Below are 16689 nucleotides of genomic sequence, written 5' to 3' on the forward strand. Positions count from 1 at the left end.
TTGGAATAAGAGAATGGGAGTGCATGAGCTGTGGTACAGCTCATGATCGAGATATAAACTCAGCTCTAAACATTCTTGCGCTTGGGCATAAGCGTCTAGCTGTAGGAATCACCCTCTTTTAAGGGGGGGAGGATGTCAACTGCCCATGCTTGTTGTTTGGGTTGGTCATAAATCCCGGTTAATGGTGGATGTGCGCCTGCAAAAATAGGCAGATCCCATTCTTTTAAATCGACAATTTCAGTTTCTACGGTACTGTAGTCATAGCTTTCGATTTCTGAAAGTAGCCAGTTTGCAATCTTAATTGCCGTACGGCCTTCGCGGACACTGCCGACAATAATATGAAGTTTCATCGTATTTCCCGTCTTGTTTTAAAGTCTTGCATTAAATTAATATGAATTCGATCTGTTGCATATACAGAAAATGTATCGAGTCGATTGATAGTTATAAAAATAGTGATAAAAAAAGCTCCCGAAGGAGCTTTTTATTTGCTGAAACTTAGATCAGTTTCACGCCTTGTTGACCGGCAGGGGTCACTTTGAAAATTTCAACTTCAAAGGTGATATTTTTACCAGCTAGAGGGTGGTTGAAATCCACTTCGGTAATGTCTTCACCTACAGTTTTGATTACTCCATACAGACTTTGTTTGGCTTTATCTTCAAACTCAATCATATGGCCTTCAACAGGACGCTGCTCAAATTTGACGGTATCAAATTTTTGTACGTTTTCTGGGTTCCATGGACCAAAAGCATCTTCAGGAGGAAGGCTTACGGTACGGCGGTCACCTGCACGTAAACCGAATAAAGCTTTCTCAAAACCCGGTAATAAGCTGCCATCACCCATGACAAGGCTGACAGGTTCAGCACGGCTACGGGTATTGTCAATTTCTACGCCATTTTCAATAGCAACAGAAAAGTGAAGCTCTACTTTAGAGCCTTCTTCAATACGAGTTTCCTCGTTAGGATTGATAAAATCAGTCATTTTGCGCTTCCGCACGTTGAATTCGGTGTTTTTCTAAGAAAAACGTATCGATAAGAAGCAGAATCGTGCCTAAAGTAATGGCACTGTCTGCAATATTAAATGCAGGAAAGTGGCTGTTGTTGTAATACACGTGAATGAAATCCACCACATAGCCTAAAGATACGCGGTCAATTAAGTTACCGATTGCGCCGCCTAAAATCAGGGCAATGGCAATCGGAAGGACTTTCACGTTTTTTGGCATACGCATGAGCCAAAATACAAAAATGACAGACACAAGTCCTGCGAGTGAAGTAAAGAAATAACGTTGCCATCCACCGGCATCGGACAAGAAACTAAAGGCAGCGCCATAGTTATGTAGTAATGTCCAATTTAAAAAGGGCATGACAGGTACAGGATCTGCGTAGTTCAGATGTGTACTTGCAATCCATTTGGTCCATTGATCCAAAATAATGGCAACAATGGATAAGCCCACCCACACTAAATTGTGTGGGTAGAATTGAAAGAAGCCCTTTTTTTCTTGTGGATTAGGCATATTTTCTCTCTTCGCCTTGACCTGTAGGAAGGTTAATAATACAACGAGAACAAAGACCTGGATGTTCGTGATGTGTATTCACATCTGGCAGTACATGCCAGCAGCGTGCACATTTTTCACCGTCAGCAGCAGAGACTTTGACATTTAAACCGTCAAGGTCAGAGGCTTCGCCTTGTGCTGCGTCAAATTCATTAACAATCACTTGAGAGGTGATGAGGACAAAACGCAGTTCTTCACCGAATTTGTCTAAAACAGCTTTCAGTTCAGCATTGGCCCAAAGTTCAACTTTGGCAGACAAGTTTGAACCCACAGTTTTTGCAGTACGTGCAGCTTCAATAAACTTGTTTACTGCAGATTTGACGGTGATCAAGGTTTGCCATTCAGCTTCAGTCACCAGATTCGCTGTAGAGGCTACAGGAATGTCATACCACTCCGCAGTAAATACATATTTCTCAGATTGCTCTGGAATCAACGGCCAAGCTTCTTGTGCGGTAAAGCTCAAGATAGGAGACATCCAACGGACAAAGGCTTGAACCAAGTGATACAACGCCGTTTGTGCAGAATGACGCGCTGCTGAGTCTGCTTTGGTGGTGTACTGACGGTCTTTGATGATGTCGAGGTAGAAACCACCCAAGTCATTAATACAGAAGTTGGTCAATGCGCTAGTCACGATATGGAAGTTCATATCTTCATAAGCTTGTTGAATAGTTTTTTGTACTTCCGCAGCACGTTGCAAGATGTATTGATCCAGTGCGATCAATTGATCGACAGGCAAAGCATCAGTCGATGGTTTGAAGCCATTCAAGTTAGCCAACAAGAAACGCAACGTATTACGGATACGGCGGTAACCATCTGATGCACGGCTGAAGATTTCTTTACCTGCAGTCATTTCATAACGGTAGTCTGCAGACGCAATCCAGAAACGTAGGCCATCTGCACCCATGTCTTTAATGATGTCTTGCGGAGTGATCACGTTACCGATCGACTTCGACATTTTGCGGCCTTTTTCGTCCACAACGAAGCCGTGAGTCAATAAGCCTTTGTACGGTGCGCGGTTATTAATCGCCATAGACGTCAACAATGAAGACTGGAACCAGCCACGATGTTGGTCAGAACCTTCAAGGTACAAGTCAGAAGGGTCTTGCAATTCTTCACGTTCACGAAGTACTGCAAAGTGTGTTGTTCCAGAGTCAAACCAAACGTCTAGAGTGTCACGAACCGCATTGTACTGCTCTGCATCTGCACCGATAAACTCAGATGCATCACGGTTATACCAACCGTCAATACCTTCTTGTTCAATCAGCTTCGCGACTTCTTCGATTAGCTCAGGGGTACGCGGGTGAAGTTCGTTGGTATCTTTATGCACGAAGAATGGAATTGGCACGCCCCATGTACGTTGACGTGAGATACACCAATCTGGACGACCTTCAATCATCGATTGGATACGGTTTTTACCCCAATCCGGTACGAAGCTGATGTCATTTTCAATCGCGTTCAATGCACCTTGGCGTAAACCTTTTGCATCCATGCTGATGAACCATTGCGGTGTTGCACGGAAGATAATCGGTGTTTTATGGCGCCAGCAATGTGGGTAGCTATGTTTGATCACCACATGTGCCCAAAGTTTGCCTGCTTCGGTTAAAGCAGCAATGATTTTTGGATTGGCTTTGTAGATGTGTTCGCCTGCAAAAATTGGCGCAGTCGGTAAATATACACCGTTGCCGCCAACTGGATTGTCGACTTTCAGGTTGTACTGTAAGCCAACTTTATAGTCGTCCACACCATGGCCTGGCGCGGTATGTACAGCACCTGTACCACTGCCGTCTGTGACATGCTCACCTAAAATCACTGGTACTTGGCGTTCAGCAATTAACGGATGTTGTAGTACTAGATTTTCAAGTTTTGCACCAGCAAACTCAGCGATTACTTCAACTGCGTTAAAACCATAACGTTGAGTTGCAGATTCAACCAATGATTTTGCAAGGATGAAGTTTTGCGCTGCTTTGTCTTCGCCAGTTGCTTTCACCAATTGGTATTCAAGTTCAGCGTGTAGAGCAACCGCTTGGTTGGCAGGCATAGTCCAAGGTGTGGTTGTCCAGATTACGATATCTGTAGAATCGCTAACTGTAACACCTAGGCGTGCAGATAAATCAGCTAAATCAACAACGCTAAAACCAACGTCAATCGCATCTGATTTTTTGTCTTCGTATTCCACTTCAGCTTCAGCTAAGGCAGAACCACAGTCCAAACACCAGTTCACAGGTTTAAGACCCGGCTCAATATGGCCTGCTTTGGCAATTTCACCGAGCGAACGAACGATGTCGGCTTCTTGTTTGAAGTTCATGGTGAGGTAAGGGTTGTCCCAATCACCAAACACACCCATACGCACGAAGTCTTTTTTCTGTAATTCAACTTGGGTGTAGGCATATTCACGGCAGGCTTTACGGAAAGTTGAGGCATCTACTTTCACGCCGACTTTACCGACTTTTTCTTCAACTTTCAGTTCGATTGGAAGACCGTGACAGTCCCAACCTGGTACATACGGTGCGTCAAAACCGTCCATTACACGGCTTTTGATGATGATGTCTTTCAGGACTTTATTCACCGCATGGCCTAAGTGAATTTGGCCATTTGCGTATGGAGGGCCGTCATGAAGCACATATTTTTTCTTGCCAATACGCGATGCACGAATCTGCTGATAAATGTTGTCGGCATACCACTCTTCTAACCATTTCGCTTCACGTACTGCGAGATTTGCTTTCATCGCAAATTCAGTACCTGGGAGGTTTAGCGTGGCTTTATAATCCACTGCATTTTCAGGAGTTTGCTTATCGCTCATGCAAGTTGTCTTCCAAATTTATCAGCCCGTTGACTGACGCGTTTTACAATAAATAATCGGGGTTTAAAAGGGGAAATGAGGGTGCTGACCTCGAAACTCAAGGAGCTTTTCGACGTCGTCATCAATTCCGGCTTTCAGTGCTTCAAGCGAAGGGTAGTCCTTTTCGCCATGTAAAAAGTTCAAGAACGTCACCCGCATTAACAGGCCATACAGATTAGCAGAAACATCAGGAAAATGTACTTCTAATCGCCATTCAGGATGTTCCTGTTTAATTGTGGGACGCGTACCAACATGCCCTGCACCAAACAGGGCAGAGGGTGCATAACCTGCAACCCCTAATTTGTCAGCATTTTCGTTTTTTACTTTATCTGTTAAAGATTCGGTTTCACAAATGACATCGACTGCATAAATGCCATTTAAACAAGGTTTATGACGGTTTAAACGCACATTAATGGTAGGAAAATTAATGGTGCGACCGATTTGATCGCCATACTGCACACGACCGGTGATGCTATAAGGACGACCTAAAAGTTTTGCGGCATGGGCAAGGTCGCCTGCTTGTAATGTCTGACGAACCAGTGTCGAACTGACACGTTCGCCATCAACTTCGACATTTTGCAGGGCTGTGACTTGGAAGCCGTATTGGCGTAAAAATTCGCTATTGCCTTGGCGGTTTTTGCCAAAGTGATGATCTTCGCCCAAAACTAAACTTTGTGTATTGAGTTTATTTTTTAAAATATCGGCAAATTCTTCGGCGCTGAGATTACGAAAGGCATTGTCAAATTTCGCCACCACAATATAGTCGACGCCTAGTTCAGTTAAATATTCGACTTTTTCACGTAGTGAACTGATTCGAGGCGGTGCATCATAAGCTTTAAAGAATTCAAGCGGTTGTGGCTCAAAAATCATCACAGCTGTTTTTAAGTTTTGTTGCTGTGCTATGTCTTTGAGCTGGCTGACCATCGCTTGATGACCCAAATGTACACCATCAAAATTGCCAATGGTCACGGCAGTTTTGGGGAGTTCTAAGTGGGGCGCTAAAGCATTCAGACGGAGCAGCTTCATGGGCGAATCAATTGTTGAAAATGTTTGAGGGCTATATATTGCCATAATCTTCTGCGTTCGTCTTGTTGTTGTGTTTTTACTCAAGTTTTTTTATGCAGAGATGAATTTACTATCAATAAAATAAATTATAAAAATAAATATTAATCAATTTTTCTTGTTTAATGGTGTGCTTAAACTATAGACATTCCATTTTGATGAGCATCATGCGATGAAAATGCCATTTTATCAACTCCAGCATAAACAAGACTTGATTCGTCATTTCACCCCAAACTGGTTTACGGTGGTGATGGGCACAGGTGTGGTGGCCCTCATTTTACCATCTATAGCGGTGGCGCCGCAGTGGATGTGGTCCTTCGGAGCAGCGCTGTGGCAGATCAGCATCGTGTTGTTCATATTGTTTAGTGGGATGTATCTCAGCCGATGGATATTGTACCCACAAGCAGATTTTCCAGCATCCAGTGATGAGTTTATTTCTTGGGGCGATCCCCATGGCACTGGCAACCCTGATCAATGGCGCATTGAAATTTGGCACCACGCTATACACAGAGTTTTTGGGCATGAGCATCATCACATGGGCTGAATATTTATGGTATGTCGATGTGTTGATGTCAATAGCGATTGCATGGTGTGTTCCATTTCTGATGTTTAGTCGTCAGCAACATGCGCTGCAAGGCATGACCGCAGTATGGTTATTGCCGATAGTGGCTTGCGAGGTGGTTGCCAGTTCAGGCGGTTTATTGTTGGCGCATTTACCTGCACAGGCCCATTCTGTCCATATTTTGCTGGGGAGTTATCTGCTTTGGGGGATCTCAGTATTTCCTGCATTTGCCATCTTAAGCATCTTGTTGCTGCGTCTGGCTTTACATCAATTGCCAAGTAAGGAAATGGCGATCAGCAGTTGGTTGGCCTTAGGACCGATTGGGACAGGGGCTTTAGCGCTGTTACTTTTGGGCGAGCAAGCCCCACGTATTTTGACAGCAGTAGACTTGGCAGATTTAGGACAGGTGTTGCTTCAAGGCGGCGTGTTCGCAGCCCTTGTTCTGCTCGGATTTGGTGTATGGTGGTTTGGAATCGATATACTCATCACGCTAAAACATTTACGAGATTTACCCTTTAATCTCGGGTGGTGGGCGATGACATTTCCATTCGGCGTTTTTAGTTTGGCGGTCATCCATTTGGCGGAACATACGCAATTAAATGCTATCCAACAGTGCGGCACCTTTTTTGCAGTTTTGCTCTGTACGCTTTGGTTATTGGTGATGCTGAAAACTATACAAGGGTTTTATCGTGGCAGCTTATTTTTTTCTCCGTGTTTAAAAGCGTATTGTGATGCTCAGAGCACATCTTAAATTATGTCGGGTGAATGTAAATCCGTTGAAGAAAAATATAGCGCGTTGGCTTTGACGGATTTCAGCAAACAAATATAGAGCTTCTGCAAGCGTGTGATGCAGTTACGTTATTTTGCTATCCAAGCAAAACATTCATGTATAAAATTTGCGCGTATTTTTAAGAGATCAACAGGTTTCGAGATATAAACTTGCTTGTAGTGTAGGTGCTAGAGTAAGGATTATGGATTAAAACAAAAAAGATAAAAATAAGGATCGAATTATGTGTAATCAAACCCGTTTTTGGGATGATGCCAAAGGATTATTAGAAGAATGGTACGTCGCTTGTACCTCTAAAGAACTCAAAAAAGATCAGCCTTTTTCAGCCACCCTGTATGGTAAAAAATTTGTTCTGTTCCGACAAAAAGATGGAACAGCCGCTGCATTGCTCGATCAATGTGTGCATCGTGGTGTGCCTTTGTCTAAGGGTAAAATGACCGATGGCTGCGTGACATGTCCATATCATGGTTGGTCGTATCAGGGCGATGGGCATGTGGCGCATATTCCTAGTGTCAATGGACAATTTTTTCCAGAAAAACCGCATCCCTTTAAACAGCGTAGTTTTGATGTATGTGAGCAAGATGGGGTGGTATGGATTTATCTCGGTGAAAAGCCCAAACAGGAACGCCCGGAAATATTTAAATTACCGTTTTATGATCAAGCCGGCTGGGTCAGCTATTACATGGTCGGCAGTTATGATGGCGAGATGGGCGCTGTTGCACAGAATATAATGGATGTAACCCATACCATATTTGTCCATGAAGGCTGGTTTCGTTCAGAGTCGGGAAAAGCCGTGGATGCCACCATAGATGTCGGGCCGCGCAAAGTAGTCGTTGACTATCATGACCATGATGCAGATGTCGGCATGATGCCATGGCTGACCAATCCGCATGGTGCTGAACAGGTCCACCGCGACAGTTTTATCGCGCCGAATATTACCTTGGTGGAATACCATTGGGGAGAGCCATCGGGCATGGTGTTTAATAGTCTGATTAGCCCTGTGGGGCCGTATGAGTCACGGGTTTATACCTGTGTCAGTTATAAATTTCCGATTCCAAAATTGTTGTCTAAGGCATTGATGCCGGCTGTGAATGCCTATACTTGGGTGGTCAACAAACAAGACATTAAAATTTTGTCAGCGCGAAGAGCTGGCATCGAGCATATGCCGATGACCCATTCGCATAGTGTACGAGGGGATATGGCACATATTGCCTTAGAGAAGATTTTAGATGCCTTACGTCATGACCAACAATTGGTACCATCTTTTATTGGCAAGCGGCCGATGCAATTTCAAATTTGATAGCATTCAAATCTGCGTGAGGAATTTATTTTCTGAGCAATGTGATTTTTGAAGATGATTTTTTCTGCGCACGTGCAAATGTATGCTATATGAAGGCATCAATTTGAGGAGACCGCTATGCGTCAGCAAATCGCTTTAATTATGGCACTGCCGAGTGAATCTAAAGGCTTGTTTGAAGCCGCAGGCATTGAAGTACATTACAGTGGTATTGGTAAAGTCAATGCCGCATTTAAAGCCTTTGATGTGATTCAAAAAACCGGATGTCATACTTTGCTGAATTTGGGCACTGCGGGAAGTTCACATTTTGATGCACATGCTTTGGTTGAAGTAGCTCAATTTGTACAACGGGATATGGATGTATCGCCTTTGGGTTTTGATGTGGGGGTGACGCCGATGGATACCGATCATCCTGCTGAAATTCAGCCAGAGAGCATGTTTAGCCATTTGCCTAAAGGAATTTGTGGTACAGGCGACAGCTTTGAAACTGGGCTGCCGAAAGTACCGTGTAATCTTGTCGATATGGAAGGCTACGCAATCGCTAAAGTATGTAAAAAACTGGGTGTTCGCTTTGTATCGGTAAAATATATTACCGATGGTGCGAATGACACAGCGCATCTGGATTGGGAAGAAAATTTATTATTCGGCGCAAAGAAATTATTGAAATTATATCAAACAGTCAAATAAGGCATTTAGCTAATTTCGGTCGGCGACCATAGAATGCTATGGTCGTATGCCAATTCGACCCAATTCAATTTACTTTTCTGGGCGTGGAATTACACCGTAAAGCATCATATGAACGGTATGTTGAATAATCCGTTGTTGCATACTGCGATTACGTAAGGTTTTTCCAGTGACCATTTCCATTTGGGTTGCAAAGTCAGCATAGTTTTGCGTAATTGCCCAAATGTTCAGAATTAAAAGTTCTGGATCAATATCTTTTGAAATTTTACCTTGCTCTTGCCAGTTGCTAATGACTTTGGCTTTGCGTTTCACTAATTTTTTTAGTGGGCCTTTTAAAATTTCAAGAATGTGTGGTGCGCCCTGAATGACTTCAAGTGCGAACAAACGTGAGGCTTTCGGTTGCGTACGAGATACTTCAATTTTCTGCAATAGATAATTGGTGATCGCTTCTTCAGGCTCAAGGTCTGCTTCCAACATTTGTAGCGGAGCAAGCCACTTTTGTAGAACCGTTGTCAGAACTTCAACATAAAGCGCTTCTTTATTTTCATAGTAATAGAAAATATTCGATTTATGCATTTCTGCAATCTGTGCGATCTCATCCAAGCTGGCGCCATTGAAGCCATACAGGGAAAAGACATCCAGTGCTGCATTAAGCAACTGGTGGCGTTTCTGGGTACTCTTTTTTTGTTCCATTAGCTCTTTTAAGAAAATGAAAAGGGAATATTGAATTGTACGGCAAATCAACAGATTTGTGCACAATCATCGTTTCTAATTTTATGAATTTTGGCAGTTTATTCTATTCAACGGTCAAATAAATACGACGAATGCCATAATATTTCAAATAATCATTTTAGGGTGAAATTTAAATAAATCATTATTTTTAGTCATGGATTTATATGATTTGTCGTAATTTTTGTGATGTATTTGTCAACAGGCGATAAATCTCCCCTAAATGCTAAACGTGGTTATGTTGCGATATTGCTCTAGAACAGGACAGGAAGTCACACAGTTTAAGTGATGATTTCCTGCACAAGTACAGCTTAAGTGGCCAACACTGCTTGTAAGACCTGTTGTTCAAGTTCAGTAAATTCAATGCCTTTTTTTCGTGGACGGGCCAAATCGACACGAAATTCTTTGGCAATATGGCCTTTATCGAGCAAGATTATACGGTCTGCCAACTGCACGGCTTCACTTACATCATGTGTGACCAAAATTGCGGTAAAACCTTGTTCAGTCCAGAGTTTTTCAATCAAATTCTGCATATCTAAACGTGTTAAGGCATCGAGCGCACCCAGTGGTTCATCTAGCAGCAAAATGCGTGGTTTATGTGACAAAGCACGTGCCAGTGCAGTACGTTGACGTTGCCCCCCTGACAGCTGTGTTGGCCAAAGCCCCGCTTTGTCTTTTAAACCGACTTTTTCGAGGAGTGCTGTAGCATTGGCGTGTTGGTCTTTGCTTAAACCAAGTTGTACATTTTTCTCAATGCTACGCCAAGGCAGGAGGCGAGGGTCTTGGAACATCACACGAATATCATCACTGGTGATGCCTTCACGAATATGACGTGCAGACTTAAATTTAATTTCGCCATAACTCGGTTTTTCTAAGTCGGCGATGAGGCGAAGCAGGGTACTTTTACCACAGCCACTACGACCGACAATCGCCAAGAATTCACCGGGTTGAATATGCAGGTCAAGGTCCTCAAGGACTTTAACATCGCCATAAAATTTGTGTAGTTGTTCAATCAGGATCTCTGCGCCCAACACCGCATGGGGGTTGATATCCTCGACTGAAGAACGCTGAGGTTGGGTTGAGTCGTCTGCATGACGGCTTATGCTTAAATCGGTCATCACATGCTCCTTATTTTTGGTAACCCGAGTGCCAACGGAGTAAATATTTTTCTAAGGCAACAGCCAGTACATCGGCTAATTTACCGAGTAGGGCATACAATAAAATCCCGACCAAGACGATATCGGTTTGTAGAAATTCGCGTGCATTCATGGTCATATAACCGATGCCGGCTTGTGCAGAAATGGTTTCTGCCACAATCAACAAAACCCAAACGAGCCCGAGTGAAAAACGCAGACCAACCAAAATAGACGGCATCGCCCCCGGTAGAATGATTTCTTTATACAGTTGCCAGCCACTCAAACCGTAGCTTTTGCCCATTTCAATCAGTTGAGGGTCTACAGAACGAATACCATGATAGGTATTGATATAAATGGGAAAGAATACGCCAATAGCGACTAAAAAAAGTTTGGCCGATTCATCGATCCCAAACCATAAAATCACCAAGGGAATCAGGGCAAGAGCAGGAATGTTACGGATCATTTGCAGCGTGGTATCGAGTAGCGTCGATGCTGTTTTGGATGAACCATTCAGCAGACCTAAAAAAAGACCTAAACCACCGCCGACTAGAAGTCCAACCAAAGCACGACCTGCACTGATTTGAACATGCTTCCACAGTTCACCACTGATCAGTAAGTTCCAAAAGGCCACCACCACCGCACTTGGCGCAGGCAAAATACGACTTTCTAACAGCCCTGTAACAGAGGCAATTTGCCAAACAATAATTAATGCAATAGGAAACAACCAAGGCAGCAAACGCTGCCCGAGTTGTGTTCCACGTGAAACCTTCGGTGCTTTGAAGGTTTCAACAGAAACAGTTTTGGACATTAGGCCGGCTCCTGAATCTTTTCAGCTTTTTTATTTTCATCTGGTGTGTAATTGTTCGCGACAATCTCACCAAATGGGCCGGTTAAGTTAGGTTGAACCAATTTCTGACGTGTTTCCAATGGCAGTAATGGGAACACTAATTCTGCAAAACGGATAGACTCTTCAAGGTGTGGGTAACCAGAGAAAATAAAGGTGCTAATCCCGAGATCGGCATATTCTTGGATACGTGCGGCGACAGTTTCAGGATCACCAACGAGTGCCGTACCTGCACCACCACGAACCAGACCAACACCGGCCCATAAGTTTGGCGATACTTCTAATTTGCTACGGTCGCCATTGTGCAGTTCAGCCATACGGCGTTGACCAACAGAGTCCATGGTTTTGAACTTGGCTTGCGCGGCTGCAATGGTGGCATCGTCGACATATTGGATCAGCTCTTCTGCTGCTTTCCATGCCTCTTCATTGGTTTCGCGCACAATGACATGTAAACGAATGCCATAATTCAGTTCACGTCCTTTGGCTTTGGCTTTGGCTTTTTCACGCACCACTGCAATTTTTTCTTTTACCGCAGCAGGTGGCTCACCCCAAGTCAAATAGGTGTCAACTTGATCTGTTGCCAGTTCAACAGCAGCCTCTGAAGAACCGCCAAACCATAATGGTGGGTACGGTTTTTGTAGCGGCGGATAGAGTAATTTGGCGTCGTCCACACTCAGACGTTCACCATGGAAGGTATAGCTTTCACCGGTATGTGAGCGGGTTAAAATTTCACGCCAAATGGTGGTGTATTCCGCGGCAGTTTGGTAACGCGTTGCGTGATCTTCATAGACACCATCACCCTTGAGTTCCTGCTCATCACCGCCTGTAACTAAGTTCAGTAAGATACGGCCGCCAGATAAACGGTCAAAAGTTGCAGCCATACGTGCAGTTAGTGCAGGCGTTGTCACCCCCGGACGTAGCGCCACTAGAAATTTTAAATTTTTAGTGGCATCAATCAAGCTTGCAGCTGTAAGCCATGGATCTTCACATGAACGACCTGTTGGAATCAGAACGCCTTCATAGCCAAGATTATCCACCGCTACTGCAATTTGCTTCATGTAGGCATGATCGACTTGGCGTGCACCTTTACTTGTTCCTAAGTAGCGACTGTCACCGTGGGTAGGGATAAACCAGAAAATTTTCATGTTCAGTTCCTTGTATTTTTGATGGCTCGGGTATCAATGTGATGAAGGTGTCCAAACTTGCTTTTGGACTTGAATGTTGTTTGGAATCAGTTGGACTTGTTTAAATAAGTCCGCAATATTTTGCTGTGCTTGTATGACCTCGGGTGTCAGCGAGCGCACAGGAGATGGTTTAGATCGGCGTGAAAAGGCTTGCGCAGCAATATTCTTTTGCAGCCCTGTGCTGGTTTGATAAATCTCTAAAGCCACATTTTGGTTCTTCACAATCCACTGATCGGAAGCGTCTAAGGCCTTTAAAAATTTAGCTGGGGCATCAGGGTGCGCTTGAACGACTTTTGGATTTGCCACATAAAATGAATAGGTCTTTGGAAAATCACCAGATTGAATCAGCACTTTAGCCTGAGCATCCAACTCCGCTGCAGATAAAAACGGATCCCAAATGGCCCATGCATCAATTGATTTTTTATCAAATGCGGCACGTGCATCTGCTGGTGGAATCCAAATCGGTTGAATGTCATTCCAAGTCAAACCGGCTTTTTCTAAAGTTTTGGCTAATAACTCATGCGCACTCGAGCCTTTTTGTACAGCAACGCGTTTGCCACGTAATTCTTGAATGGTTTTGATTGAGCTATCCGCTGGAATCACGACAGCAAGCGACTGTTCAGGCACCACTTCATAGCCAATATAATTCAGGTCTTTATTGGCAGCTTGGGCAAAAATAGGCGGGGTGTTGCCGACATAGCCATAATCCACCGCACCGACCGTAAGGGCTTCTAACATTTGTGGGCCAGCAGGGAACTCCTTCCACTCAATGTGAGCACCGGGAAATTGTTGTTCAAAGAGCTTTTGTTCACGGGCAACCAACAAATTTAAGGCTGATTTTTGAAAACCAATAACCAAGGTTTTTACGGCTGTTTCAGTTGGTTTTTCACGATCCTGCTGTGCTGTTTCTTGTTTTTGGCACGCACTGAGTCCAAGGCCCAAAGTGGCTAAAGTCAGTATGGAAAATGTTCTTAGAATACGCATGGCATCGCCCTTATGCTGTAGTCGACTTATTTGATAATGGCCGACTCAATATTTAATTTATTTGGAATTAATTTTTCGTTATAAAACGCATCAGCGACTTGCTGCTGCTCTTGCGCCACTTGTGCAGTAATCGGCGTCACTTGATTGCCTAAGCGAGAAATTGATGTTTTAAGTACATCTAGACCTAAGCCGGTTTTGCCTTCGAGTAACTTGGCCGCTTCATCTTGATTTTTTGAGACCCATTGCGTGGTCAAATTCAACTCATTCACCACAGCTTGCAGGACTTTTGGATTTTCCTGAGCAAATTTGCGATCGGCCAAATAGAACTGGTAGTTCTTCACCAAGTTTTCGCCATTGGCAATGGTGCGAGCATTAAGTTGATGCTCAGCGGCAGAAAGGAACGGGTCCCAAATTACCCATGCATCGACTGCACCTTTTTCAAAGGCAGCTCGTGCATCGGCAGGCGGTAAATACACGACATTGATGTCGCTAAATTTAAGCTGATTGGCTTCCAACAACTTGAGCAACAGGTAATGCACGTTTGAGCCTTTGTTTAAGGCCACACGTTTACCTTTTAAATCCTGAATACTGTGAATAGCCGAATCTTTTTGCACAATTAATGCTTCAGCTTTTGGAACAGCAGGTTGGTTGGCAATGTAAACCAAGTCGGTTTGAGCGGCTTGTGCAAAGATAGGTGGTGCTTCACCGACTTCACCAAATGACACGCTGCCTACATTGAGCCCTTCAAGCAGCTGTGGACCAGCAGGAAATTCGACCCATTTGATATTTACACCTTGGCTTTTTAAGGCTGTTTCTAAGGTTCCGCGTTCTTTTAAAATTGGCAATAAGCCATATTTTTGGAAGCCAATATTTAAGGTGACATTTTCATCAGCCTCTTTTTTGCCACAGCCCGACATCATCATGGCACCCACAACCGCTGTAGACAGTACAAGTGTTTTTGTCCAAAGTTTTACTTTGTGAGTACGCATGTGTTGCTCCTATAAAGGTCTAAATTTGCAGAACTGTTGATTTATGAACACATAAGCTAAAGAGTTTTCTTTTTCGAAAAAAATAAGAAAACTTAAATTTAAAATCAGGAAAAAAGATAAATAAAAATCAGCAAAACTTATGAAAAATTATGATTTTAGAAAAACATATAATGTGTCAAAGTATTATTTTAAGTTATTGAAATTATTTATTTATTTGGGTTATTTAAATGGCAGATATGGTTATTCTGTGGCTTGCAAAGTGATTTGAGGGGGATAGCCAAGGGATTAGGCATAACCTTATGCAAAATAATGCTATTCAGCGCATAAAAAAAGCCACTTTAAAGTGACTTTTTACAAACCAATGAGTTTCTTTGGTAGTTGTATAAGGCCTGACGGGCATTCGGTAAGTCATCGACACTGACTTGTTCAAAACCTTGTTCAAGGAACCAATGCGCTGTCCGTGTGGTCAAAATAAACAATTGTTCAATACCTAAATCTCGCGCTTTTTCTTCTAAATAATGCAAAATTTGGCTACCGCGATTTGATTTTCGATACCCCGGATGCACAGCTACGCACGCGATTTCAGCAGAGCGTTTTTCATTCCCTGTGACAGGAATCGGGTATAACGCAGCGCAGGCCAAAATCGTACCGTCACGTTCAATCACTGCAAATTGTCCAATTTCATTTTCCAGACGTTCGCGTGAGCGATAAACCAAGATGCCTTCTTGTTCGAGAGGGCGTAAGAGATTGATTAAGCCGCCAACATCTTGAATATCGGCAGTACGCACTTCTTCATAATGCGCATCAGTGATCATGGTGCCAGAGCCGTCACGCGTGAACAATTCTTCGATCAATGCGCCATCATAGGCATAGGAAATGAGATGAACACGGTGTACGCCTTGAAGGGAAGCATCTTTGGCAACGCTTAAATGCAGGGCTATGTCGGGATTAGAATCTTGATATTGCAAAATATGCTGATCAAGTTGATGAGGTGTAATTTCGCGTTGTAGCTGCCCATGTTCATTGTGCAAACCGTGTTGTTTGCCCAAGAAAATCAACTTATCCGCTTTTAAACTGATCGCGGTTTTGGTCGCAACTTCTTCAGCCAATAAATTAAACACTTCACCTGTCGTGGAATAACCTGTTGGCCCAAGCACCACAATATTTTGGCTCTCTAAATGACGTTGAATCGCATGGATATCGACGGAACGAACTTCACCAGACAGTTGAAAATCGATACCGTCACGAATGCCATACGGTTTTGCCGTGACCAAATTGCCTGAGACCACATCAATACGCGCGCCGTACATCGGTGAGTTGGCTAAACCCATAGACAGGAGGGCTTCAATTTGCAGACGAATGGAACCGACGGCATTCATCACCGCAGGTAAGGATTCGCGAGTGGTGATGCGACGGTGATGATGAAATGGTGTCTTGATGCCGCTGCTTTGTAAATTATGATTGATTTGCGGACGAGCACCATGCACCAAAATTAGACGAATACCAAGTGAGTGTAATAAGGCAATATCATGAATAATGTGTTGAAAATTTTCATGTTGCAGCGCTTCACCATCAAACATGATGACAAAGGTTTTGTTGCGATGCGCATTAATATAGGGTGCAGAATGACGGAACCAATGCACATACTGTAAGGTTGTGCTGGAAGATGGTTCAGTGATATTCGTTTGCATGCCTATGCCTGTTTATTCGCTTTGGTATGGATGATTCTAAACAAAAACATATGACAGCGGAAAGCAAATTTGACATCCTCACCCCCTTAAACGAGGGTGATTCCTACAGCTAGACGCTTATGCCCAAGCGCAAGAATGCTTAGAGCTGAGTTTATATCTCGATCATGAGCTGTACCACAGCTCATGCACTCCCATTCTCTTATTCCAAGATCTGTCTTACCTTTGGGACTACTTGAGGTGATCTCACCGCAGCACGAACAGATTTGGGTGGTATAGGCTTCTTGGACTTCTTCAAACAATACGCCTGCGTTCTCGCATTTATACTTGAGCATTGTTTTTAGTGCAGAAAATC

General features: G+C 43.5%; 15 protein-coding genes and 2 pseudogenes. 4 read left to right on the top strand and 13 right to left on the bottom strand.

The genetic code is table 11. The features are described from left to right. On the top strand, nucleotides 1–122 hold a 122-nt coding region (locus tag FTU05_RS15530), incomplete at its 5' end, for a zinc ribbon domain-containing protein (RefSeq protein WP_180005585.1). Nucleotides 123–140: 18 nt separating this feature from the next. Here the strand turns inward: FTU05_RS15530 and FTU05_RS15535 are convergent. The 5 genes and pseudogenes from FTU05_RS15535 to ribF all read right to left on the bottom strand — a co-directional run. After that, nucleotides 141–350, bottom strand: a pseudogene (locus FTU05_RS15535) (NADPH-dependent FMN reductase); the annotation flags it as partial. Nucleotides 351–495: 145 nt separating this feature from the next. Further along, entirely contained in the window at nucleotides 496–978 is a 483-nt protein-coding gene (locus FTU05_RS15540; protein ID WP_111886016.1) for a peptidylprolyl isomerase, read from the bottom strand. Beyond that, complete coding sequence (gene lspA, locus FTU05_RS15545) at nucleotides 971–1510, bottom strand: signal peptidase II (RefSeq protein ID WP_078190655.1); 540 nt, start codon at nucleotides 1508–1510, stop codon at nucleotides 971–973. The genes FTU05_RS15540 and lspA overlap by 8 nt, the downstream gene beginning before the upstream one ends. Next, complete coding sequence (gene ileS / locus FTU05_RS15550; RefSeq protein WP_180009564.1) at nucleotides 1503–4349, bottom strand: isoleucine--tRNA ligase; 2847 nt, start codon at nucleotides 4347–4349, stop codon at nucleotides 1503–1505. Before ileS ends, lspA begins: the two co-directional genes overlap by 8 nt. A 63-nt stretch (nucleotides 4350–4412) precedes the next feature. Then, nucleotides 4413–5414 carry a riboflavin biosynthesis protein RibF gene (gene ribF, locus FTU05_RS15555; protein WP_180165930.1) on the bottom strand — a complete coding sequence of 334 codons (1002 nt, stop codon included), beginning with the start codon at nucleotides 5412–5414 and terminating at the stop codon, nucleotides 4413–4415. A 208-nt stretch (nucleotides 5415–5622) separates the two neighbouring features. Here ribF and FTU05_RS15560 point away from each other — a divergent pair. From FTU05_RS15560 to FTU05_RS15570, 3 genes and pseudogenes are all read left to right on the top strand, one after another. After that, nucleotides 5623–6763, top strand: a pseudogene (locus tag FTU05_RS15560) (TDT family transporter). A gap of 259 nt (nucleotides 6764–7022) precedes the next feature. Next, nucleotides 7023–8099: an aromatic ring-hydroxylating dioxygenase subunit alpha gene (locus tag FTU05_RS15565; RefSeq protein ID WP_180022898.1), complete on the top strand. Its 1077-nt coding sequence runs from the start codon at nucleotides 7023–7025 to the stop codon at nucleotides 8097–8099. 117 nt (nucleotides 8100–8216) lie between these two features. Beyond that, on the top strand, nucleotides 8217–8783 hold the full coding sequence (locus FTU05_RS15570; RefSeq protein WP_111886021.1) for a 5'-nucleosidase: 567 nt from the start codon (nucleotides 8217–8219) through the stop codon (nucleotides 8781–8783). Nucleotides 8784–8852: 69 nt separating this feature from the next. Here the strand turns inward: FTU05_RS15570 and FTU05_RS15575 are convergent, their stop codons facing one another. The 8 genes from FTU05_RS15575 to FTU05_RS15610 all read right to left on the bottom strand — a co-directional run. Then, nucleotides 8853–9473: a TetR/AcrR family transcriptional regulator gene (locus FTU05_RS15575; RefSeq protein ID WP_078190649.1), complete on the bottom strand. Its 621-nt coding sequence runs from the start codon at nucleotides 9471–9473 to the stop codon at nucleotides 8853–8855. A 347-nt stretch (nucleotides 9474–9820) separates the two neighbouring features. Beyond that, nucleotides 9821–10627, bottom strand: a complete 807-nt coding sequence (locus tag FTU05_RS15580) for an ABC transporter ATP-binding protein (RefSeq protein WP_078190648.1) — start codon at nucleotides 10625–10627, stop codon at nucleotides 9821–9823. 10 nt (nucleotides 10628–10637) lie between these two features. Beyond that, the gene (gene ssuC, locus FTU05_RS15585; RefSeq protein WP_078190647.1) at nucleotides 10638–11453 is read right to left on the bottom strand and encodes an aliphatic sulfonate ABC transporter permease SsuC; all 816 of its coding nucleotides are present in this window, start codon (nucleotides 11451–11453) and stop codon (nucleotides 10638–10640) included. Beyond that, nucleotides 11453–12634, bottom strand: coding sequence for an FMNH2-dependent alkanesulfonate monooxygenase (gene ssuD / locus FTU05_RS15590; protein ID WP_180165932.1), 1182 nt, complete (start codon nucleotides 12632–12634; stop codon nucleotides 11453–11455). Before ssuD ends, ssuC begins: the two co-directional genes overlap by 1 nt. A gap of 33 nt (nucleotides 12635–12667) precedes the next feature. Further along, nucleotides 12668–13657 carry an aliphatic sulfonate ABC transporter substrate-binding protein gene (locus tag FTU05_RS15595; RefSeq protein ID WP_180135887.1) on the bottom strand — a complete coding sequence of 330 codons (990 nt, stop codon included), beginning with the start codon at nucleotides 13655–13657 and terminating at the stop codon, nucleotides 12668–12670. A 26-nt stretch (nucleotides 13658–13683) separates the two neighbouring features. Then, complete coding sequence (locus FTU05_RS15600) at nucleotides 13684–14646, bottom strand: sulfonate ABC transporter substrate-binding protein (protein ID WP_180027320.1); 963 nt, start codon at nucleotides 14644–14646, stop codon at nucleotides 13684–13686. A gap of 338 nt (nucleotides 14647–14984) precedes the next feature. Continuing rightward, a complete protein-coding gene (gene argA, locus FTU05_RS15605) occupies nucleotides 14985–16337 on the bottom strand; it encodes an amino-acid N-acetyltransferase (RefSeq protein ID WP_180065999.1) in 1353 nt (450 codons plus the stop codon). A gap of 86 nt (nucleotides 16338–16423) precedes the next feature. Next, the coding region (locus FTU05_RS15610; protein ID WP_180165934.1) for a zinc ribbon domain-containing protein at nucleotides 16424–16689 on the bottom strand (266 nt) is incomplete at its 5' end.

The organism is Acinetobacter sp. YH12049 (assembly GCF_013419875.1).
Taxonomy (GTDB): domain Bacteria; phylum Pseudomonadota; class Gammaproteobacteria; order Pseudomonadales; family Moraxellaceae; genus Acinetobacter; species Acinetobacter amyesii.

Excerpts from the sequence above, each read along its gene's own strand:
- ileS (WP_180009564.1), bottom strand. The coding sequence starts at position 4,349 with ATGAGCGATAAGCAAACTCCTGAAAATGCAGTGGATTATAAAGCCACG.
- lspA (WP_078190655.1), bottom strand. The coding sequence starts at position 1,510 with ATGCCTAATCCACAAGAAAAAAAGGGCTTCTTTCAATTCTACCCACAC.
- FTU05_RS15580 (WP_078190648.1), bottom strand. The coding sequence starts at position 10,627 with ATGACCGATTTAAGCATAAGCCGTCATGCAGACGACTCAACCCAACCT.
- ribF (WP_180165930.1), bottom strand. The coding sequence starts at position 5,414 with ATGAAGCTGCTCCGTCTGAATGCTTTAGCGCCCCACTTAGAACTCCCC.
- FTU05_RS15565 (WP_180022898.1), top strand. The coding sequence starts at position 7,023 with ATGTGTAATCAAACCCGTTTTTGGGATGATGCCAAAGGATTATTAGAA.
- ssuD (WP_180165932.1), bottom strand. The coding sequence starts at position 12,634 with ATGAAAATTTTCTGGTTTATCCCTACCCACGGTGACAGTCGCTACTTA.
- FTU05_RS15595 (WP_180135887.1), bottom strand. The coding sequence starts at position 13,657 with ATGCGTATTCTAAGAACATTTTCCATACTGACTTTAGCCACTTTGGGC.
- ssuC (WP_078190647.1), bottom strand. The coding sequence starts at position 11,453 with ATGTCCAAAACTGTTTCTGTTGAAACCTTCAAAGCACCGAAGGTTTCA.
- FTU05_RS15540 (WP_111886016.1), bottom strand. The coding sequence starts at position 978 with ATGACTGATTTTATCAATCCTAACGAGGAAACTCGTATTGAAGAAGGC.
- FTU05_RS15570 (WP_111886021.1), top strand. The coding sequence starts at position 8,217 with ATGCGTCAGCAAATCGCTTTAATTATGGCACTGCCGAGTGAATCTAAA.
- argA (WP_180065999.1), bottom strand. The coding sequence starts at position 16,337 with ATGCAAACGAATATCACTGAACCATCTTCCAGCACAACCTTACAGTAT.
- FTU05_RS15575 (WP_078190649.1), bottom strand. The coding sequence starts at position 9,473 with ATGGAACAAAAAAAGAGTACCCAGAAACGCCACCAGTTGCTTAATGCA.
- FTU05_RS15600 (WP_180027320.1), bottom strand. The coding sequence starts at position 14,646 with ATGCGTACTCACAAAGTAAAACTTTGGACAAAAACACTTGTACTGTCT.